This is a genomic window from Rhizobium sp. CECT 9324, assembly GCF_918741265.1.
Classification (GTDB): domain Bacteria; phylum Pseudomonadota; class Alphaproteobacteria; order Rhizobiales; family Rhizobiaceae; genus Allorhizobium.
In genome coordinates this window covers 1,258,876-1,277,343 of sequence record NZ_CAKKMZ010000001.1, presented here as the reverse complement: position 1 = coordinate 1,277,343, position 18,468 = coordinate 1,258,876, and the positions used below count along the sequence as shown (strand labels likewise).

Sequence of the window (18,468 nt, the reverse complement as noted above, 5' to 3'; positions counted from 1 at the left end):
CTTGGTTCAGACCGTTGTGGAAAGAGAATTGCCGGCTGAGGCAAAAAAGCCGTGCCCCGATCCCGTCGTCCTCCCTGATCGCGATCTCACCGAAGCCGAGATCGCGACCAATTGGGGCGCCGATCGCACCGCGCTGCGCGTTTGCGAAACCCGCCGCTCGGCAAGCGTCGGAGGCTCGAATGTACAGTGAGTTTGACCGGGAAATCGGCGAGGAGCGCGTGGAGCAGGAGAAGGCTGCTCAGGTCGATGCCGCCCGCAAGGCGCTGAAGCAGATGGGCACGGAGGAGTGTGTCGATTGCGGCTGCACGATCTCGATCGCTCGCCGGCACGTCTATCCATCAGCCACCCGTTGCCTGGAATGCCAAGAGATCGCCGAGAAGGAAGCATACCTAAGATGACGACGTCCGAAATCTATCAATATCTCGGGCTCGCGCTCGCAGTGATCGCGCTCCTCGGCCACGCCAAGGGGTACTTCTCAAGTGGCGAAAAGACGTTGCTCGCCCGCATCGATAAGGCTGAGGCCAAGGTCGAGAAAGTTGAAACCAAGCTGGTCGAGTACGATCGCCGCATCCAGTCGATCGAAGGCGAGATCAAGCATCTGCCTGATCGCGAGACAACCCATCGCATGGAACTGGCGATGACGGAAATCAGCGGCAAGCTGAATGTCATGGCCGAGCGCCTCAAGCCGATCGAAGCGATAGGCGAACGGCTACAAGAGACTTTAATGGAGCGAGCACGCTGATGAGCGACCTGGCAACCGACTTTGCACAGATCACACGGGAAGAAGCCCGCTTGATCATTTTGAAAGCGCTCGGCGAGCAGACGAACGAGAGCCTCAACTCTTCGATCATGGAGCCGGTGCTGGCGCGCTTCGCGATCCATATGCCACGCGCCTGGATCCACCAGCAGATCGACTATCTGGAATCGATGAACGCTGTGACGGTCGTCAGCGCCGGCACGGTGAAGATTGCCACCCTGACGGATCTCGGCCGTCGCCACATTGATCGCCACTATGCGATCGAAGGTGTCAAACGTCCTTCTCGGCCGGGAGCTTGACGATGGCGGGACGCGGCCGGCTAAACCATATCGACCTGTTGCCCGAAGAGTGCGGCCCGATCGTATCCTGGGCGGCGGACCAATTGCAGGACCGCGACCGCACGCAAACCGAGATCTATTCGGAGTTCGTCACCCAGTTGCAGGCGCTCGATCGAGAGTATCGTGGCGAGCTGGAGATCAAGATCCCGAGCTTCAGTGCCTTCAACCGCTATTCCATCAAGCTTGCCAACCTGACCCGCCGGCTTGACGAGACGCGCGAGATCGCCAACGCCATTGCCGGCAAGTTCGATCCTCAGGCTTCCGACAATCTGACCCTGATCGCGGCCGAGGCGATCAAGTCCCTCGTCTTCGAAATGATGACCAACCCCAAGGGCATCGACCCGAAGGGCGCGATGGCGCTCGCCCAGGCACTGCGATCGGCCACCCAGGCGCAGACCGTCTCCAGCGATCGACGCAAGAAAATCGAAGCCGAGTTCAAAGCCCAGGCCGAGGATGCCGTTGCCAAGGTCGCCAAGGCCAAGGGCCTGACCACTGAGACAACGCAGGAAATTCTCTCCCAGATCCTTGGTGTCAAAACGACATGAGCGCTCCGATCACAGAAGCACAATGGGCCGAGGCCCGGCGGACTGCCACCGAAGTCCTGCCGGGCCTTGTCGATCAGGTCGGCCTGCCAAAGGCTTTGATCTCCTATCAGGCGACCACGCTGCAGCTGCTCGAAAGCGCTGGCTGCCGCGTGCTGTTCATCGAGAAGAGCCGGCGTATCGGTCTGACCTTCGGCTTTGCGTCCTACGCCGCTTTGCGCGCCGGCCGCGCCAAGGAAGCCGGCGGCATGGACGTGATGTATATCTCCTATTCCCAGGAGATGACCCGCGAGTTCATCGACGCCTGCGCCATGTGGGCACGCGCCTTCTCGAATGCAGCACTTGCGGTTGACGAGTTCCTGTTCGACGACAGCGACAAGACCGGTGACCGATCCATCCAGGCATTCCGGATCCGGTTTGCTTCCGGCTTCGAAATCCTTGCCTTGTCATCTGCACCGCGCACACTGCGCGGCAAGCAGGGCGTCGTCATGATCGACGAAGCGGCCTTCGTTGATAGCCTGCCGGAACTGCTGAAGGCGGCGCTCGCGTTCCTGATGTGGGGCGGCCAGGTCGTGGTCTGCTCGACCCACAACGGCACCGAAAACGAGTTCAACAAGCAAATCCAGAACATTCTGGCCGGCCGCTCGAAGTATCAGCACCTGCGGATCGATTTCGACCAGGCACTGAAGGAAGGTCTCTACGAGCGCATCTGCCTGGTCAACGGCCTCACCTGGACGGCCGAGGCCGAGGCCAAGTGGCGGCAGGAGATCATCGACTTCTATGGCGATGGCGCGGACGAAGAGCTGTTCTGCATTCCGACCGCCGGTACCGGTGCCTGGTTGCCGGCACCGCTGATCGAAGCGCGCATGACCGTTTCCAACCCGATCATCCGTATCGAGCTGCCGGCGAACTTCCTGCATATTTCCCGCCTCGAGCGCGCCATGCTGATGGCCGAGCCAATCCGCCTGGTGCTGGAGGCCGTGGCGAAGCTCAACAAGGATCGCCGCCATGCATTCGGTTTCGACTTCGCCCGCGTGGCCGACTTGTCGGTCGGCACGCTGCTGGCGATCGACAACCTCCTGAAGCGCGAGGAGGTGCTGACGATCGAGATGCGCAACGTGCCGGGTGACGAACAGAAGCAGCTTGTCGGCATGATCCTCAAAGGTGCACCGCGTCTGGTCGGTGCCGCCTTCGACGCCACCGGCATGGGCTGGACCGTCGCCGAAGACATGGGCCGCATCTTCGGTTTCCGCACCGAGGAAAACGACGGCGGTCTGATCGCGCCGGTGAAGTTCTCGACCGACTGGTACCGTTTCAACATGCCGCCCCTGAAGCTTGCCTTCGAAGACGAGGGCATGATCGCCCTGACCAAGGATGACGACCACCTGGCCGACGTGCGCCTGGTGCGCGTCGTCAACGGCGTGCCGAAGGTGCCGGACGTGCGGACAGGCGATGGTTCCAAGAAGCGCCACGGCGACTTTGCCATTGCCCTGGCGCTCGCCCATTGGGCCAGCCGCCAGCAGTGGTTCCAATACGAATATACGTCGATCCGCGACCTCTATCAGCAGATGGCCGGCCACAACGGCGGACCCTCGCTCGATGATGATGACGGCGACGGTCACTACGGGAGACAGCATTGGTAGAGCGCACATCATCCATTCTCGGACCGGATGGCCGGCCGATCATCATCAAGACGCTGTCGGAAGAGGTCGCGACACCGACGATCGCTGGCGTTCGACGCACCCATGAAGACCGCGTTGCATCCGGCCTGACACCGGAGCGCCTAGGAACCATCCTGCGCGATGCAGCCGAGGGCAATGCCCGGTCATACCTTACGCTCGCCGAGGAGATGGAAGAGCGCTATCTGCATTATGCTTCCCAGCTACAGACGCGGCGGCTGGCGATCGAGGGCATTGATGTCACGATCGAGGCCGGCCAAGCCGACACCAAGATCGTTGATGCCGTCACCGAGCTGGTCAACGACGCGGAGTTTTCCGAGGCACTCGGCAACCTGACCGATGGTATCTCGAAGGGCTATGCCGCCGTCGAGATGATGTGGGAATATGAGCGCAAGATGCTCCGCCCTGTCGAATACAAGGCGCGTGATCCTCGGTTCTTCCAGTTGGACCGGCTGACCCTTTCTTCACTTCGTCTGGCCGTGGACGGCTCGATCGAGGGGGAAGAACTGCCCCCGGCAAAGTTCCTGCGGCATATGCCGCGCACCAAGATGGGTCTGCCCCTGCGTCGCGGCATGGCGCGTCCTGCTGCGTGGGGCTATCTCATTCAGCAGTTTACCCTGCAGGACTGGGCGGCGTTCTCCGAGGTCTACGGCATGCCGCTGCGGGTTGGTAAATACAACGCCAGCGCCAGCGCCTCCGACAAGCGTACCCTGCTGAAGGCCGTGGCCTCGATCGCAAATGATGCTGCGGCAATCATCCCGGCCGGCATGGAGATCGAGTTTCATGAGGTCAATGGGGCCAACGGCGCTGCCGTGTTCGGTGGCCTGCTGGACTACGTCGACAAGCAGGTGTCGAAACTGGTCGTTGGTCAGACAATGACGAGCGACAATGGTTCTTCACTCGGTCAGGCCAAGATCCATAACGAAGTGCGCCTGGACATCCTTCGTGCCGATGGGAAGCAGCTTGCCCGGACGGCAAATCGCGACTTGATCAAAGCCTTCGTGGATCTGAATTTCGGGCCGCAGGACCACTATCCGCAAGTGCAATTGCTAGTCGCGGATCCCGAAGACGTTGATGCACTGACGCAGGCGGTGGAACGTATGGTCCCGCTTGGCCTGCGAGTAAAACAGTCGGAGATCCGGGAGAAGATCGGTCTGTCCGATCCGGGTGACGATGACGAGCTGTTGAGGCCTGCGGCATCGCCGATCGCTGACGCGGCGACCACGAAACCCAACGAAAAGCCAAATGCCAAACCTGAGGTCAAGCCTGCCGCCGGAAAGGACTCACAGTCCGAGGACGTGAAGACTAAGGTCGCGGCCCTGTCGGCGATGGTATCGGACCACAAGCGCGCCTGCCGCTGCGTTGTCTGCACGTCGCTTCTCGCGGCCGAGGCCGGCGAGCCGGATGCACTTGACCAGGTCGAGGCGCTGTTTGCCAATGCGCTCGATGACTGGGAGGCCATGGCCAATCCGATCGTCATGCCGATCGCCGAGATCATCGACAAGGCCGGTTCATTTGAAGAGGCTTTGAGCATGCTTCAAACCCGGTTCCCCGATGCCTCCAAACTGGCAACCAGCCTCGGCAATCTGACGGCGATCGCGCGTGGCATCGGCGATATCGCAGACTGACCATGGCCAAGATCGCAACCAAGACCTTCAAGGTGCCGAGCGAGGTCACCAGCTACTTCAACGGCAAGGCCAGCACGCCTGCCTTCTCCTGGCTTGATGTCTGGGCCGAGGAGCATGCCTACAAGTTCACCGTGGCGAAGACGCTTGAGCTGGACGTGCTGAATTCGTTTCGCTCGACGATCTCCCAGGCGATCACAGAGGGCAAAGGTTTCGAGAGCTGGAAGCCGCTGATCGAAAAGGAGCTGGTCAAGCAGGGCTGGTGGGGACCACGCCTGGTCGAAGACCCAACGGGCCTTCAGCCGGCGCGCATGGTCAACTTCTCCAGCGATCGGCGGCTGAAGACCATCTTCTGGTCGAACATGAACTCGGCACGCTCGGCCGGTCAGTGGGAACGCGCCCAGCGATCGAAGAGGGCGCTGCCCTATGCCCTCTATCTGAGGACCACCTCGGGCGATCCACGGCCGGAGCATCTTGCCTGGGTCGGCACCATCCTGCCGATCGACCATCCGTTCTGGAAGACGCACTGGCCGCCGAATGGATGGCTGTGCAAATGCCAGGTGCGGATGATTTCGGCGCGCGAGGCCAACACACTGATCGGCACCAAGCGGGTAGTCGGCAAAAACCCGGACGGCACGGATATCGAGGTCTGGTACACGGACCAACTCCCGGAGCTTGGGCCGGACATCACCCACAGAAACAGACGCACCGGAGAGATCACCACCGTGCCTCCGGGCATCGATCCCGGCTGGCATACAAACCCCGGTCAGGCGCGCGCCTCGACCCTGATCCAGAACCTTGAGACCAAGCTTCAGGTCGCAGCACCGGAAGACGCCAACCGTGTGCTGAAGGAACTGTGGCAGGATCCATACCTGAAGATCGCGCCACGCCTGGCCGAGAAGGTCTGGTTGCCGGCAGCACACAGCGCACCACTCGCGGCCGAGCTGGGCGCGATCTCGCCGGTCGTCTCGATCACCAGCGAGGCCATTGCCGAACGCCTGGTCAAGCACAAGCTGTCGGTGGATGACTTCGCGTTGCTGCCGCAGATCCTGTCCGAAGGCGCGGTGTTCGCAGATCCACGCGGCAACGCTTCAGTGCGTGCCGTGCTGCTCAAACTTGGGAAGGCATGGTGGCGGTCGTTCGTCACCGTCTCAGGCAACGGCTATCTGCGCGCGACATCGCTGCATCAGATCCGGGAAGTCCAGGCGAAGGCCATTCGTGAAGGAAAGAAGTGAGCGCGGCAGGGAGGGCGACATTCCCGGACTTTACCGGGCATCCTCCAACGGGCATCGGGGCCAATCGATTTCACTGCCGCGCTTAAATCCTATAGTACATGAAGGCGTTCAGTTCAATTATTGTCGGCCAGAAGCTTTCTGATTTGATCTGCCTGCGCGCGAGCAGCAGTCACCCCGGCGCTGTCGACGAATTGCGGTCCGCAATAGAGGTTGAAGTTCGCCACGTCGGTGTCGTCCATCGTCAGGTGGCCACTTTCCAAGATCACCATTCTCCATGCGCAGCCCAGCACCTTGTTTTGGCGAATGGCGAGATCACAGCCCGTGGTGAGGCAGAACGAAACGTTTCGTTGCTCCTGGTAGTCACCCTTGATCGCCGAACCGTAGGTACTTTCCCAGGTCTGCAGAGTGTAAGCGCACGAACTCTTGGGATCGTTGCAGCCCATCGCGTTGGTGTAAGTGTCGGCCGGCGGCCATCCTGCCGCCAAGGACGAGCCTGCGGCCAAGACCGACGAAAAAATGAACGCTAAAAGTGTCTTCAAGGTATCCTCCGATAAAATTGCTGGAGCCACAATAGGAGGGCCACAGACGCGCGCAAGGCCCTTTGGACGGACCGTGAGGCGCACCTGACCCCCGAAGCGCACCCAAGGGCTTCAAAACGGCTTCAAAAATCGAACGGGGCTTGATCCTCGGACCGGGTAGCGGTTAGATGCGCGTGTAGGCGCGTTACGACCGCAAGTTCAGTGGCTGACAGGTGTCAGCCGTCTGCCGGGTTCAGGCAGTGGCACAACTGCTGCCATGATGACGAACCGCCAAACACTCACCCTTTCCTGCCTTGCGCCAGACGCCGGCCTGTCCGACACAATGACGGGCCTGACCGTTCTCGACGCCTACCTGGCAGATCCGGCTGCAGCCGCCACCAAGACTGGTCCGGAGTGGATCAAGGTCGCGCCGCGCGGCAAATTTACTGCCCGCGACGGTCGCCAGTTCGACGTTGATCCCGAGCTGCTCGCTGCTCGCTTCGTCACCGATGGCGTAGATCTTCCGATCGATGTCGATCACGCGACCGTCAAGAAGGCGATGTTCGGCGAAAGCGCTCCGGCGGTTGGCTGGATTTCCAAGCTGGAAGCCCGCGCCGATGGTCTCTACGCCAAGGTCGAATGGCTGCAGGCCGGTCTCGATGTCCTGACGGCGCGCACGCATCGCTACATTTCCCCAACCCTGAAGCATGACGACAACGGCAAGGCCTACTGGATCCACTCCGCTGCCCTCGTTGCAGCGCCTGCGGCATCCATGCCGGCCGTCGCTTCGGCCGATCTCACCTCACAAACCACCCAACTCCGGGAGAAACCCATGCTGAAAGCAATTGCTGCCGCCCTCGGCCTGTCCGAGGACGCTTCCGAGGCTTCGTGCCTGTCTGCCCTTACCGGCCTGAAATCCCGCATCGATCCTGCCATTCACCAGGAGGCGCTGACCAAGGTCCAGACACTCTCCTCCGAGCTGGAGGCCCGCAACAAGGCGGATCACCAGGGCAAGGTTGAAGTGCTGCTCGAAAGCGCACTCGCAGCGAAGAAGATCGTGCCGGCACAGCGAGACCAGTATGCGGCGCTTTGTGCCACGAATGATGGCCTTGCTCAGGTAACGGCGCTGTTCGGCACGATGACTGCCACGCTCGCCGCTTCTGGACTCGACGGCAAGAAGGATCCGGCCGGCCAGTTGGCCACGCTCTCGGCCGAGGACCGTGAGGTCATGAAGATGATGGGCCAGACGGAGGAAGAATTCCGCAAGGCTAATGGCCTGACCGCCGCCTAATCCCACGCCAACTCTGGAGATTGACATGACTGCAATGAGCCAGGCCCGCTCGATCATCGAGACCGAAGGCCATCGTTCGAACCCGCCTATGAAAGGCGCAACCACCATCTTTCAGGGCGCGCTCGTCGTCATGGATGCTGGCGTCGCCATCCCTGGCAAGACAGGGCTGAACCTGATCGCTGTCGGCGTGTCCGAGCAGACTGTGGTCAATTCGGGCGCTGATGGCGCGAAAACCGTCCCGGTTAAGCGCACCACGCTGAAGCTGTTCAATCATGGCGCCGACGCGGTCACCGCCGCCGATATCGGCAAGGATTGCTACATCGTCGATGACCAGACCGTGGCCAAGACCTCCGGCACCAACACTCGCTCAGTTGCCGGCAAGGTCATGTCCGTCGAAGCGGATGGTGTCTTCGTCCGCATTCCCTAACCCCCTCACCAAAAGAAGGATCGACCATGGCAAGGGTCATCACACCAGAACTGATCGCTGCAGCCCAGCGCGGTTTCAAGACTTCATTCCAACTGGGTCTGGCCGAGACGACCAGCCTGTACACTCAGGTCGCCACGGTCATCAATTCCAACTCATCCGAGGAAACTTACGGCTGGCTCGGCGATTTTCCGAAGCTTCGCAAGTGGATTGGCGACCGCCAGATCAAATCGCTTCAGTCGCACGGCTATTCGATCAAGAACGAAAAGTTCGAATCGACGATCGGTGTGGAGCGCGACGACATCGAGGACGACAAGCTCGGTCTCTATGCGCCTCGCTTCAAGATGATGGGCAACTCTGCTGCCGCCCACCCGGACGAAATCGCGTTCGAACTGATGGCAGCGGGCGCGTCGTCCGCGTGCTTCGACGGCCAGAACTTCTTCGATACGGACCATCCAGTCGGCATGCCCGGTGCAGTAACATCGGTTTCCAACTATGCAGCCGGCTCTGGCAGTTTGTGGATGTTGGCTGACCTGTCCAAGCCGCTGAAGCCCTGGATTTTCCAGAAGCGCCGCGACTACAGCTTCGTCAGCAAGGACGATCCGAACACGTCGGATACGGTCTTCCTGCGCGATCAGTATCTCTACGGTGTTGACGCACGTGTCGCTGCCGGCTTTGGCTTCTGGCAGATGGCCTTCGGCTCGACCGATACGCTTGACGCACAGAACCTCCGCGAAGCGTTCACGGCCATGACCTCGCTTACTGATGACGAAGGTCGCAAGCTTAAGATCCGGCCGACCCATCTGATCGTCGGCAGCACGGATCTTTTCAAGGCGCGCGACATCCTGATGTCCGAGAACATTGACGGTTCGACCAATACCGACCGCAACCTCGTCCAGATCCTCGAAGCTCCACTGTAACGCGTCGGAGCCTGGCACCGGCGGCCCGATCCTCTCCGGGTCGCCGGGGCACTCCGGCAAGCTGTCTGCGACCGTTTCCCGGAATGCCCCAACGTCAACAGCCAAAGGAAACCGGAATGTCCCGTTCTTACTTCTACCGCACGATTTCTGGCCTGATCGCTTTCGTCATCCTCTGCATCGAGCGCAGCCTCGGTTTCTTCGTTTCGGTTGCATCCTTCGCGATCCACAAGACGGCCGTCGCGCCGGCCTGGGCATGGCAGACGCTGCAGCGCTTCGGCGTTGAAGCCTACCGGATCATCAAGCGCCTGAAGCCGATCTACCGCGAGAGCTACGAGACCCACGGCATGAACTTCTACCTTCGCTGCTGATGTGCGGATCAGCAGCCGACCTCGGCCGCTGCCTCCCGGCGGCCGGGGTTTTCCGGAAAGCGGCAGCTTGCCTCTTTCCCGAGAACCCAAAGGAGCAACCCATGGCAAAGCAGTCCACCCCAAAGCCAACCACGAAGCCTGTCGAGGCGCTTTCCGAGAACGAAACGCTGAACGGTTCGAACACGCTGCCGGCGTCGATCGAGATCGCGGAAGGCCACACCGTCCAGCTCGGCGATGTCGTCATGGCGGCGCACCAGAAATCCGGCCTTTCGGTCGATGCCTGGAATGCTCTGTCCGAGGAAGAACGCGACGGACTGCTGAACAAGGTGATCGCCGACTTCAAGGCTGAGGTGGCCCTTGCCTCCCTGCCGGCTGACTTCAAGGCCGATCTCGCCGATGCGGCAACAGCCATTGCCCAGGGAACTGCCGAGGCGCTCCAGGAGCGCCCTGTCGAGGGCCAGTGGATGATTGCCTCGCCCGTGTTGCTTGTCTCGGCTCCTGGTGGCCCTCGCCGTCGCGCCGGTCTCGCCTTCGGTCCCGTCGCAATCGAGCTTCGCTATGAGGAGCTCGGCCCGGATCCGGACGCAACGTTGGAAGCGTTGCGCGCCGACCCGTTCCTGAAAATCGACAGTCGCTACGAAGATCGCCCGGCCGACAACGACTGACCATTCCAAAGGGGAGCGCCGCGAGGAAGCGGATGGCCTGATCAGCGCGCAGGCCTGATCCTTCCGAAGCCCATGGACGCAGCAGAAACCCAAAACGGGGCGTCTGAACAGCGGCACTATTTGAAGAGGACACCATGCAGCCCTACGCCACCATCGCAGACATCGAAGCCCGGTTCCGCGAACAGCTCACGCTGGTGGCGGCGGACGAACAGACCGGCCTGCGCGACGACACCCGCATCGAAGCCGGCCTCGGCGATGCCTCGATCGAGATCCGCGCCATCCTTGCCGCCCGCTATTCAGCCGCGGACCTGAGCGCCCTCGATGCCGACAGCCTCGCTCTCCTGAAGATTTACGCGATCGACATCGCCTTCTACCGCATCGCGCTCGATTTCAGCCGATCGACCGAAAACATAAAGGAACGCTACGACCAGGCCGTGAAGCGCCTGGAGGCAATCGCCGCCGGCAAGGGTGCCTTGACGACGACGGTGCCAGCACCTGGTGGCGATGATGCCAACGTCGATGTCGGCGATATCGGCCAGAACGAAGTTGTGCTGACTGCGCCCGAGCGCGTGTTCACGCGCGAGAGGCTCGGCCGCATATGAGCACCTCGATCACCATTGACGTATCCGACCTCGACAGCGCGCTCCTGAAGCTGCGCCCGATCTTCGAATTCGAGGCCGGAGAACTGATGACGGCGATTGCCGCACTCGGCGACAGCCAGACGCGCCGGCGCATCGAAGAGGAAAAGACCGCTCCGGACGGCACGGCCTGGCAACCGAACAGCAAGGGCACGTCGATCCTGATGGAAACCGGCCAGCACCTGCTGTCGTCGCTCGCCTGGACCTCCTCGGCCGAAGAGGCCGAATGGGGTGCCACATGGGAATATGCGCACGTCCACCAGGACGGCATGGTCATCGTGCCGAAGTCGGCCGAGGCGCTCGTCTTCCAAATCGGCGGCCAGACCATTCACGCCAAGAAGGTCACGGTGCCGGCGCGTCCGTTCGTCGGGATCTCGTCCGACAATGAACGCGAAATCATCGACCTGGTCACCGACATATTCGGAGTGGCGCAATGATCGCTCCCAAGACCATCGAGCAGCTGCTCGCCTTCGATCCGCTGGCACCACTGCAGTCCGCGATCGTTGCCACCATCACCACGCTCAATCCCGGCCTCAATGTCGTGAAGCATCCGGGCAAGGTCGATCTGTCGGAGCTGATCGGCAAGACCGTTGTCAAAGCTCCGGGCGTTGGCATTGGCTGGAGCCGTATCCGTGAAGCCCAGATGGCGGACGGCCACTTCAACCTCCTGGTCGACTGGGTCGCCTACATCGTCTGCGAAGCGAAGTCGGTGAACAATCGTAGGGTCGAGAAAGAAGCCATGGCGCTCGCGATCGGCGCGCGCCTGCTGACCATCCTCGCCGATGACATAGCCGCCACCTGGAACCGGACGGGCGTCTATCCTCCGGAGAGCACGCCGCCTGCCGAGATGAAGCCGCTGTTCACCGTGCGCGACCAGGCGCAGGGCATGGCCTATTACACCGTGACCTGGACACAGATCGTCGCGGACCTCGGCGAAAGCGTCTTCCCGGAGCATGTCGGCCGCTACACCGAAGAAGGCGGCGTGACCGGTGTCATCGGTTACGATGACGCTGCCGATATCGACGATCTCGCGCCCTGGATCCCCGCGCAGGAGGAGGAGCCGGACAATGGCTGATCCCGTTTCGCGCGAACTGAGCCGGCAGGCCGCCCGGATCGAAGCGGCCGAGCGCCGCCTCGCGATGATGGTCATGTCCGGCAAGGTCGGCCCGGTTTCCGCCGATCGCCGCCGGCTGCGTCTGAAGCTCGGCACCAATTCCAAGGGCGAGGACGTGCTTGGTCCGTGGATCCGCTGGCAGGAAGCCGGCGTCGGCGCACTGTCGATCCACAGTGAGCCGGAAGAAGGCGAGCAGATGATCATGGTGTCGATGTCCGGCACGATCGGCGCTGGCTCGATCGCGGTGCCAGGATCTTTCGACCAGGACCACGCGGCCCCTTCCACATCGAGCGACACCACGTTCATCGCACGCGGCAATACCCGCATCGAGATGAAGGACGGGCAGCTTGTGCTGTCGTCGAATGGCGTCTCGGCAACGTTGACCGGCGACGGCTTTGACTTCCAAGGCGGCAAGCTGTCCCACGACGGCAAGAACATCGGCTCCGGCCACACACACGGCGGCATCGAGCGCGGCGGCGAAGACACCTACGGACCCAACCCAGCCTGAACAGGAGACACTATGGCCAAGGCAACAAAGACCACCACCAAATCCGAAGAGCAGGCAGCGCCGATCGACGACGGCAAGCTCGACTATGTGGTCACTGATCGCGCACCCATGAAGGTCGCCGGCCGGCGCGTGAAGGCGGGCGAAACACTTCGCCTTTCCGAAGACGAGGCACGCGGCGAGCTGCTCGCGCTCCACATCACGCCGAAGGTCGCCACCAGCGAACCTTCAACCGCCGAATAAGCGTCACTTAAAGGGCCTTTGAAACCATGGCAGGCGAGATCCGATATCGGACTGGAATAGATGCACGGACCGGCAAGCTGCTTGTCGGCCCGAAGCACCTTGCCCAGTCGCTGACCAAGATCTGGCACACCCGGATCGAGACCCGCGTCATGCGCCTGTCCTTCGGTTCGGACTTGCGGTCGCTGCTGTCGGAAGATCTGACTCCGTCGATCGCGCTGCTGATTTACAATGAGATGGTGGCCAGCGCTGCCCGTTGGGAGCCGGAATACGCCATCACCCAACTGCAGCTCGTGACGCTGAAGGACACCGGCAAGCTCGGCATTCGCTATGGCGGCCTCTACTTCCCGGAAGGCCGCTTCGGCAATTACAACATCGCCGTCGATCTCGGCCTGCGCGCCACCACTCCAGCAGCACTTGGTGTCTAATGACCACGATTGACCTCAACACTTTACCGAAGCCGCAGGTCATCCAGGAGATTGACTACGAGGCGATTGTCGAGCGGCAGAAGCAGACCTTCCTGGGCAAGTGGGCCGCAAAGCGCGTCCTCTATCCGGATCTGCCGATGTACAGCGTCGAGGATCTGCTGACCGATCCCTTCACGATCGACAATGAAGCCGAGAGCACGCGCGAGATGATCCTGCGCGCCGAGATCAATGACGTTTTCCGGGCAACGCTTCTGTATTTCGCAAGGGGTGGCAACCTCGACCATCTCGCAGCCCAGAACGATGTGGTGCGTTTGCCAGGCGAACTGGACGATCGGCTGCTCACCCGCGTCCTGCTCGCCATCACCGGTCGGTCGACCGGCGGGCCAAAGGAACGCTATCAATATCTCGCCATGACGGCCGACCTTCGCGTCGAATGGGCCGAACCCTACCGCATCGGCCGCAGCCCGGTCATCTATGTGGCGATCTTTTCGACCGAGGTGGACGGCGTAGCCAGTCCGGATCTGCTGACCAAAGTCCGCGCCGCGCTGAATGCTGCCGGTGCGCAGCTCGTCAACGACACGATCATCGTCCAGGCCGCAGTGCGCAAGGTTGCCAACCTAGCCGCCGATATCTGGTTGCTGCCGGATGCAGACGAGGCGACGGTTGCCCGCGCCGAGGCAAATCTTCGCAGTGCCTGGGAGATCGAGCAGAAGCTCGGCCGGGACTTGGTTACGGCCTGGTGGGTGTCCAGGCTGATGATTTCCGGCGTGCACAAGGTCACGCCCACTTCGACGGCCGATGAGACCGCCCAGCCAACAGAAGCGATCTCGATCGGCACCGTCGCGCTGACGCTGAAGGGGAGAGCCTATTGACCTCCCTGCAGCCTGAGAGCGCCGACATCTACGAACTGGTTGCCGAGGAAAGCCGCACGGAACGGTGGGCAGCGCTGAAGGCTGCTGTGCCCGCGATCCGCACCGGCAAGCGCATTTCGCCGGCCCCTGATGTCCTGCCGTTCCTCGTCTTCGAAGACGGCCTCGGCATGCTCACGCCCTATGTCTCGAATGTCTATGAGCTGCTCGACGGTCGCGGCCGTCGCTGGCTGTCGGTGCGTGGCACCTATGAGGCCATTGCCCGAGGCTTGGCCTTTCTCGATCTGGCTGGCACTGTCGAGTCGGCGTGGCATGGCCGCGTCTGGTGGAACTCCAGCCAGATCCGCTTTGCGGCACTTCCCGCCAACGACAATCCTCTCCTCGATCGCATCGAAGGCATCACACGCCTATCGCTTGCCCAGCGGTCGGATCTGCGTCGTGGCGTGTTCGACTATGATGTCGGGCCGCTTCTGGCTGACGGGGCCCGCCTGGACAATAGTCTCCTCGAGCACGAGAGCGGCACGCGGCTTCGGGCTGACGGCACGCTCTGGTCATTCGGCCGAACGACGGAAGTCGAGCACACCCTGACCGAGGCCGAGGGCCTGGCGATCGGCAACTGGATCGAGCTTCCGGACGAAGACGGCCTGCCGTGGATCGAGATGACCTATCCGTGGGTGACCGCAGACTTTGCCTGGGGCGACAGTCCGGCGATCCAGCGCCGCGCCCTGATGGCCGCCTGGTTCGCTGCCCGCACCTTTTATCTGCGCCTGAAAGATGGTGCCGGCGACGTGGTCGGATATCGGCGCTGCCGCGCCTGCCATCCGGTTTCCCCGGTTCTCGGTGGTCCATACCAGATCGACGGACAGGGTTATCAGCCGGCCTCCGGTGGCCAGCAGGTCTATATCGAGGCGATGACCGGCTTCAACGACGCCGATGGCATCCAGGCCGAAACCGCCGAGCTGATTTCAGGCGCAACGCTTGCGGCCGGCATCCCGTCTGGGCAGCTCTGGCTGGAGCCGGACGACATGATCGCCGGCACGGCCTTCGCCACCACCGCCATCTCCATCCCACTGCGGAAGACAGTCCGCGACCGCTTCAAATTCCTTGTGAGGTTCTAATGGCTTTCGAACATCCGAGCGCCCTTCCTAATTGCTATGACCGCGCGCTCTCGCAGGTGTCTTGGCAGGGCGTCGTTCACTACGGCGCAAACTCCTATGTCCAGGCGGCCGAGCTGAACGAGGCGCAGCGCATCATCCGCAATCGCGCGGCCCGTGTCGGCCGCATCTATGCCAATGACGGCGACCGCATTGAGCATGGTGCTGCGATCGTCGATATCGAGGCCGAAACCGTCATCATTGAGGCCGGCAAGGTTTACGCCGCCGGTGACCTCTGGAGCGTGCCCGAAGCGATCCTGACCGACGTGCCGATGTCTGGCCGCGTGGAAGTCGGTATTCGCTTGGTAACCAGCTACATCACCCACGAGGACGATGCGACCTTGCTCGGTCTCGTTGCCGGTTCGGATTCGGAAGGAGAGCCAGGCGCTGCTCGTGAAGTTGGCACTGTCACCTGGGCTTGGGAGGGCGATGACGGTGACGGCACGTTCTTCACGAGCTACATCCTTCAGGACGGCACAATCCTTGACCAAGTTGGCCCCAACATTCTCGCACCTGCGCTACAGGCGATAGGTGAATATGACAAGCCGAACGGCAACTACGTCGTCAAGGGCAACCGGGTGACGGCTCTCGGCGCCAATGCTGGCGCGCAGATTTTCTCGATCAGCGAAGGTGAGGCGAACATTAACGGCTCCAAGCGCACTCGGCTTGCAGCCCTTCGCCATTCTGAACCGGAAGACTGGGACGAGCTGGCAATCCCAGGCGAAACCCACACCTATCCCGGCGGCGCATCCTACACCTTCACCGTTGCCCAGGGTCCGATCGGCGTCATCAACTCGATCCTCCTGACCAAGGAAAAGACCGTCACCGTCACCCGTGGCGCGATCGCCAATGGCGCTGACGGCCTTCCCGACACCAGCGTCATCGAGCTGGTCGAGGTCAAGCAAGGTGCAACGACCTACGTGGCCGGAACTGCCTTTAACCGCGTCAACAACACGGTTGACTGGTCGCCGGCTGGCCCTGAACCGACCGCCGGCTCAACCTACACAGTTAAGTATCGCTACCGCGCATCCGTCGCGGCCGACGCTTTCACCGATTACACGATCACGGTCTCCGGCGGCGCGACGGGTGGCGATATTATCGCCGCCTATACGTCGAAGCTGCAGCGCATCGATCTGCTCTGCCTGGCTGAAGACGGTTCGCCGGTTTACATCAAGGGTATCTCGGCGTTGAGCAATCCAAGAGCGCCGATCGTGCCGTCGAATGTGCTCAAGCTTGCCCGCATCGAGAACGCCTGGGTGGGAACGCCGTCTGTCGTGAACGATGCCACATACTTCCACTCCCAGGACGAAATCCAGCGGGTGATCGACAGGCTGGTTGACCTTGATCGCCTGCTGCAGCTGGAGCGCCTGAAGAGCGGTATTGACGCCCGCGAACCGGTGGCCAAGCTGAACACGTTCGTCGACCCGTTCATCGACGATACCTATCGCGACCAGGGCGTTGCCCAGAGCGGTTCGATTGTCGACGGCATGCTGACGCTCTCGATCGAGCCGACCTTCTTTGTCGCCGACCTGACGGCACCCGTCATGCTCGACTACACTGAGGAAGTTCTGATCTCGCAGCCGCTGAAAACATTCTGCGAGAAGATCAATCCCTATGCCAATTTCACCCTGCTGCCCGGCTCTCTGAAGTTGTCGCCGGCTGTGGACTTCTGGACCGTGAGCGCAAACCAGTGGCTTTCGTCTGTCACTCAGGAGTTCAATCGCGGTACCACCACGGCGAACGGCCCGCTGCAGGCCAGCTCGTCCGAGACCCGCATCGAAGACCGTCGCGTCGAGCAGCTGCAGTTCCTGCGCCAGATCTCGCTTGCCTTCACCATCTCCGGCTTTGGCCCTGGCGAGATCCTGTCCGAGCTGACTTTCGACGGCGTGAACGTGAAGCCGGCCGGCGTCCAGGCCGCCAACGGTGCCGGCGTGATCTCCGGCAGCTTCACGATCCCGGCCAATGTGACCGCCGGAACCAAGGCCGTCTTTGCCAAGGGCATGGGTGGTACCGAGGCGACCTCGCTTTTCGTCGGTCAGGGCACGATCGAGATCAATGTCATGCGGCAGGTGACGACAATCGACACCTGGACGCGGGCGCGTACGACGGCGGCCAGGGAGAGCAGCCGTGACCGCAGTTCGGACCCGCAGGCGCAATTGTTCGCAGTCTCCGAGACCCGTCAGATCCTCGGCATCGACTTCCATCTCTGCGCGATCGGCGATACCGCGAAGGATATCGTCGTCAATCAGGTGACCACGGACAACGGCTACCCGACCTCCGATATTGTCGCTGAAGGCTTCGTATCGATGATTGGCGCGACCGTCGGCTGGAAGGCGGCGCGCTACAGCCTGCCGATCACCACGTCGCCGGAGACCCGGCATGCGCATGTCATCAAGACCGATGACAACAACCATTCGATTTCGTTTGCCAAGCTGAGCGGCTTCGACGCCGATTTGCAGCGCTATGTCACGTCGCATCCTTATGTCGTCGGGCCGCGCTTCTCCTCGGTCAACGCCGAGACCTGGTCGGCACACCAGGACGAGGCAATGGTCTGGCGCACGATCGCCGCCGAATATCCGGTGACGACGAAGACGGTCGCGCTTGGCAGCTTCGACCTGGTCGATTGCTCCGACCTTCAGGTTCGCGCCTCGGTCGAGCTGCCGTCAGCCGGCTGCTCTGTCGAGTTCGAGATCGAGCGTACGAACGGCACGATCTATCGTCTGGCACCATACCAGGTGCTGCAGCTCACCGAATACATCACCGAGACCGTCGAGCTTCGCGCCGTCCTCAAAGGCACTTCAAAGCTGTCTCCAATCCTCTTTGCGCCGGTTGAGCTGATTGCCGGCGAGATCGCCCAGGAACTGGTCTACGTCACCCGCGCCTTCAAGCTCGGCACGGCGGTGCGGATCGCGAACTGGCTGAAGGCCTATCTGCCAGGTGGTTCCACATTGGCGGTCGCCATCTCCAAGGATGGCGGTGCCTGGACGAACATGCCGCTCGAAGAGAACGAGGCCCTGGCATACCCGCTCTGGACCGAGCGGAAATACGAACTGTCCGGGCAGACCGCCGATCTGGTCCGGTTGAAAGTCACGGGCACCGGTGGACCTGCCTCGCGCCTGGTCGTCGGTGACTTCGGCGCAAGTGTAATGTGAGGGATT

At 61.8% G+C, this 18,468-nt stretch carries 23 protein-coding genes; 22 read left to right on the top strand and 1 reads right to left on the bottom strand.

Annotated elements, in window-relative coordinates:
* The first annotated feature begins 1 nt into the window (after position 1).
* Genes LQ231_RS06145 through LQ231_RS06110 form a run of 8 tightly spaced genes read left to right on the top strand, consistent with a single transcriptional unit; the run spans position 2 to position 6,176 of the window.
* Positions 2 to 190, top strand: coding sequence for a hypothetical protein (locus LQ231_RS06145; RefSeq protein ID WP_230170670.1), 189 nt, complete (start codon positions 2 to 4; stop codon positions 188 to 190).
* A complete protein-coding gene (locus LQ231_RS06140; RefSeq protein ID WP_230170669.1) occupies positions 180 to 398 on the top strand; it encodes a TraR/DksA C4-type zinc finger protein in 219 nt (72 codons plus the stop codon). The genes LQ231_RS06145 and LQ231_RS06140 overlap by 11 nt, the downstream gene beginning before the upstream one ends.
* A complete protein-coding gene (locus LQ231_RS06135; protein ID WP_230170668.1) occupies positions 395 to 742 on the top strand; it encodes a DUF2730 family protein in 348 nt (115 codons plus the stop codon). Before LQ231_RS06140 ends, LQ231_RS06135 begins: the two co-directional genes overlap by 4 nt.
* Positions 742 to 1,056 (top strand): hypothetical protein, encoded by a 315-nt coding sequence (locus LQ231_RS06130; protein ID WP_230170667.1) that lies wholly within the window; start codon positions 742 to 744, stop codon positions 1,054 to 1,056. Before LQ231_RS06135 ends, LQ231_RS06130 begins: the two co-directional genes overlap by 1 nt.
* 2 nt (positions 1,057 to 1,058) lie before the next feature.
* Entirely contained in the window at positions 1,059 to 1,640 is a 582-nt protein-coding gene (locus LQ231_RS06125; protein WP_230170666.1) for a phage protein Gp27 family protein, read from the top strand.
* Positions 1,637 to 3,280 (top strand): hypothetical protein, encoded by a 1,644-nt coding sequence (locus LQ231_RS06120; RefSeq protein WP_230170665.1) that lies wholly within the window; start codon positions 1,637 to 1,639, stop codon positions 3,278 to 3,280. The genes LQ231_RS06125 and LQ231_RS06120 overlap by 4 nt, the downstream gene beginning before the upstream one ends.
* On the top strand, positions 3,274 to 4,944 hold the full coding sequence (locus LQ231_RS06115; protein ID WP_230170664.1) for a DUF935 domain-containing protein: 1,671 nt from the start codon (positions 3,274 to 3,276) through the stop codon (positions 4,942 to 4,944). Before LQ231_RS06120 ends, LQ231_RS06115 begins: the two co-directional genes overlap by 7 nt.
* A 2-nt stretch (positions 4,945 to 4,946) precedes the next feature.
* On the top strand, positions 4,947 to 6,176 hold the full coding sequence (locus LQ231_RS06110) for a phage minor head protein (protein ID WP_230170663.1): 1,230 nt from the start codon (positions 4,947 to 4,949) through the stop codon (positions 6,174 to 6,176).
* 113 nt (positions 6,177 to 6,289) lie between these two features.
* On the opposite strand, the gene LQ231_RS06105 is transcribed toward LQ231_RS06110, so the two are convergent.
* Positions 6,290 to 6,715, bottom strand: coding sequence for a hypothetical protein (locus tag LQ231_RS06105; protein ID WP_230170662.1), 426 nt, complete (start codon positions 6,713 to 6,715; stop codon positions 6,290 to 6,292).
* A 256-nt stretch (positions 6,716 to 6,971) separates the two neighbouring features.
* On the opposite strand from LQ231_RS06105, the gene LQ231_RS06100 reads away from it, so the two are divergent.
* From LQ231_RS06100 to LQ231_RS06035, 14 genes are all read left to right on the top strand, one after another.
* The gene (locus LQ231_RS06100; RefSeq protein WP_230170661.1) at positions 6,972 to 7,985 is read left to right on the top strand and encodes a phage protease; all 1,014 of its coding nucleotides are present in this window, start codon (positions 6,972 to 6,974) and stop codon (positions 7,983 to 7,985) included.
* Between the two features lie 25 nt (positions 7,986 to 8,010).
* A complete protein-coding gene (locus tag LQ231_RS06095; protein ID WP_230170660.1) occupies positions 8,011 to 8,412 on the top strand; it encodes a hypothetical protein in 402 nt (133 codons plus the stop codon).
* 26 nt (positions 8,413 to 8,438) lie between these two features.
* Positions 8,439 to 9,329, top strand: a complete 891-nt coding sequence (locus tag LQ231_RS06090; protein ID WP_230170659.1) for a Mu-like prophage major head subunit gpT family protein — start codon at positions 8,439 to 8,441, stop codon at positions 9,327 to 9,329.
* Positions 9,330 to 9,445: 116 nt separating this feature from the next.
* On the top strand, positions 9,446 to 9,697 hold the full coding sequence (locus LQ231_RS06085; RefSeq protein WP_230170658.1) for a hypothetical protein: 252 nt from the start codon (positions 9,446 to 9,448) through the stop codon (positions 9,695 to 9,697).
* 101 nt (positions 9,698 to 9,798) lie between these two features.
* Positions 9,799 to 10,362, top strand: coding sequence for a hypothetical protein (locus LQ231_RS06080; protein WP_230170657.1), 564 nt, complete (start codon positions 9,799 to 9,801; stop codon positions 10,360 to 10,362).
* A gap of 134 nt (positions 10,363 to 10,496) precedes the next feature.
* The gene (locus LQ231_RS06075) at positions 10,497 to 10,964 is read left to right on the top strand and encodes a phage protein Gp36 family protein (protein WP_230170656.1); all 468 of its coding nucleotides are present in this window, start codon (positions 10,497 to 10,499) and stop codon (positions 10,962 to 10,964) included.
* The gene (locus LQ231_RS06070; RefSeq protein ID WP_230170655.1) at positions 10,961 to 11,437 is read left to right on the top strand and encodes a phage virion morphogenesis protein; all 477 of its coding nucleotides are present in this window, start codon (positions 10,961 to 10,963) and stop codon (positions 11,435 to 11,437) included. The genes LQ231_RS06075 and LQ231_RS06070 overlap by 4 nt, the downstream gene beginning before the upstream one ends.
* Positions 11,434 to 12,075, top strand: coding sequence for a hypothetical protein (locus tag LQ231_RS06065; protein WP_230170654.1), 642 nt, complete (start codon positions 11,434 to 11,436; stop codon positions 12,073 to 12,075). Before LQ231_RS06070 ends, LQ231_RS06065 begins: the two co-directional genes overlap by 4 nt.
* The gene (locus tag LQ231_RS06060; protein WP_230170653.1) at positions 12,068 to 12,622 is read left to right on the top strand and encodes a phage baseplate protein; all 555 of its coding nucleotides are present in this window, start codon (positions 12,068 to 12,070) and stop codon (positions 12,620 to 12,622) included. Before LQ231_RS06065 ends, LQ231_RS06060 begins: the two co-directional genes overlap by 8 nt.
* Positions 12,623 to 12,634: 12 nt before the next feature.
* Entirely contained in the window at positions 12,635 to 12,862 is a 228-nt protein-coding gene (locus tag LQ231_RS06055) for a hypothetical protein (RefSeq protein ID WP_230170652.1), read from the top strand.
* A 26-nt stretch (positions 12,863 to 12,888) separates the two neighbouring features.
* Complete coding sequence (locus LQ231_RS06050) at positions 12,889 to 13,287, top strand: GPW/gp25 family protein (RefSeq protein ID WP_230170651.1); 399 nt, start codon at positions 12,889 to 12,891, stop codon at positions 13,285 to 13,287.
* Positions 13,287 to 14,159 carry a baseplate J/gp47 family protein gene (locus tag LQ231_RS06045; RefSeq protein WP_230170650.1) on the top strand — a complete coding sequence of 291 codons (873 nt, stop codon included), beginning with the start codon at positions 13,287 to 13,289 and terminating at the stop codon, positions 14,157 to 14,159. Before LQ231_RS06050 ends, LQ231_RS06045 begins: the two co-directional genes overlap by 1 nt.
* Complete coding sequence (locus LQ231_RS06040) at positions 14,156 to 15,274, top strand: phage tail protein (RefSeq protein ID WP_230170649.1); 1,119 nt, start codon at positions 14,156 to 14,158, stop codon at positions 15,272 to 15,274. The genes LQ231_RS06045 and LQ231_RS06040 overlap by 4 nt, the downstream gene beginning before the upstream one ends.
* Positions 15,274 to 18,462 carry a DUF4815 domain-containing protein gene (locus LQ231_RS06035; RefSeq protein WP_230170648.1) on the top strand — a complete coding sequence of 1,063 codons (3,189 nt, stop codon included), beginning with the start codon at positions 15,274 to 15,276 and terminating at the stop codon, positions 18,460 to 18,462. The genes LQ231_RS06040 and LQ231_RS06035 overlap by 1 nt, the downstream gene beginning before the upstream one ends.
* The last annotated feature ends 6 nt before the right edge of the window (positions 18,463 to 18,468 follow it).

Excerpts from the sequence above, each read along its gene's own strand:
- LQ231_RS06070 (WP_230170655.1), top strand. The coding sequence starts at position 10,961 with ATGAGCACCTCGATCACCATTGACGTATCCGACCTCGACAGCGCGCTC.
- LQ231_RS06130 (WP_230170667.1), top strand. The coding sequence starts at position 742 with ATGAGCGACCTGGCAACCGACTTTGCACAGATCACACGGGAAGAAGCC.
- LQ231_RS06125 (WP_230170666.1), top strand. The coding sequence starts at position 1,059 with ATGGCGGGACGCGGCCGGCTAAACCATATCGACCTGTTGCCCGAAGAG.
- LQ231_RS06140 (WP_230170669.1), top strand. The coding sequence starts at position 180 with ATGTACAGTGAGTTTGACCGGGAAATCGGCGAGGAGCGCGTGGAGCAG.
- LQ231_RS06100 (WP_230170661.1), top strand. The coding sequence starts at position 6,972 with ATGATGACGAACCGCCAAACACTCACCCTTTCCTGCCTTGCGCCAGAC.
- LQ231_RS06045 (WP_230170650.1), top strand. The coding sequence starts at position 13,287 with ATGACCACGATTGACCTCAACACTTTACCGAAGCCGCAGGTCATCCAG.
- LQ231_RS06080 (WP_230170657.1), top strand. The coding sequence starts at position 9,799 with ATGGCAAAGCAGTCCACCCCAAAGCCAACCACGAAGCCTGTCGAGGCG.
- LQ231_RS06095 (WP_230170660.1), top strand. The coding sequence starts at position 8,011 with ATGACTGCAATGAGCCAGGCCCGCTCGATCATCGAGACCGAAGGCCAT.
- LQ231_RS06085 (WP_230170658.1), top strand. The coding sequence starts at position 9,446 with ATGTCCCGTTCTTACTTCTACCGCACGATTTCTGGCCTGATCGCTTTC.
- LQ231_RS06120 (WP_230170665.1), top strand. The coding sequence starts at position 1,637 with ATGAGCGCTCCGATCACAGAAGCACAATGGGCCGAGGCCCGGCGGACT.
- LQ231_RS06110 (WP_230170663.1), top strand. The coding sequence starts at position 4,947 with ATGGCCAAGATCGCAACCAAGACCTTCAAGGTGCCGAGCGAGGTCACC.
- LQ231_RS06065 (WP_230170654.1), top strand. The coding sequence starts at position 11,434 with ATGATCGCTCCCAAGACCATCGAGCAGCTGCTCGCCTTCGATCCGCTG.
- LQ231_RS06050 (WP_230170651.1), top strand. The coding sequence starts at position 12,889 with ATGGCAGGCGAGATCCGATATCGGACTGGAATAGATGCACGGACCGGC.
- LQ231_RS06035 (WP_230170648.1), top strand. The coding sequence starts at position 15,274 with ATGGCTTTCGAACATCCGAGCGCCCTTCCTAATTGCTATGACCGCGCG.
- LQ231_RS06135 (WP_230170668.1), top strand. The coding sequence starts at position 395 with ATGACGACGTCCGAAATCTATCAATATCTCGGGCTCGCGCTCGCAGTG.
- LQ231_RS06075 (WP_230170656.1), top strand. The coding sequence starts at position 10,497 with ATGCAGCCCTACGCCACCATCGCAGACATCGAAGCCCGGTTCCGCGAA.
- LQ231_RS06090 (WP_230170659.1), top strand. The coding sequence starts at position 8,439 with ATGGCAAGGGTCATCACACCAGAACTGATCGCTGCAGCCCAGCGCGGT.
- LQ231_RS06060 (WP_230170653.1), top strand. The coding sequence starts at position 12,068 with ATGGCTGATCCCGTTTCGCGCGAACTGAGCCGGCAGGCCGCCCGGATC.
- LQ231_RS06055 (WP_230170652.1), top strand. The coding sequence starts at position 12,635 with ATGGCCAAGGCAACAAAGACCACCACCAAATCCGAAGAGCAGGCAGCG.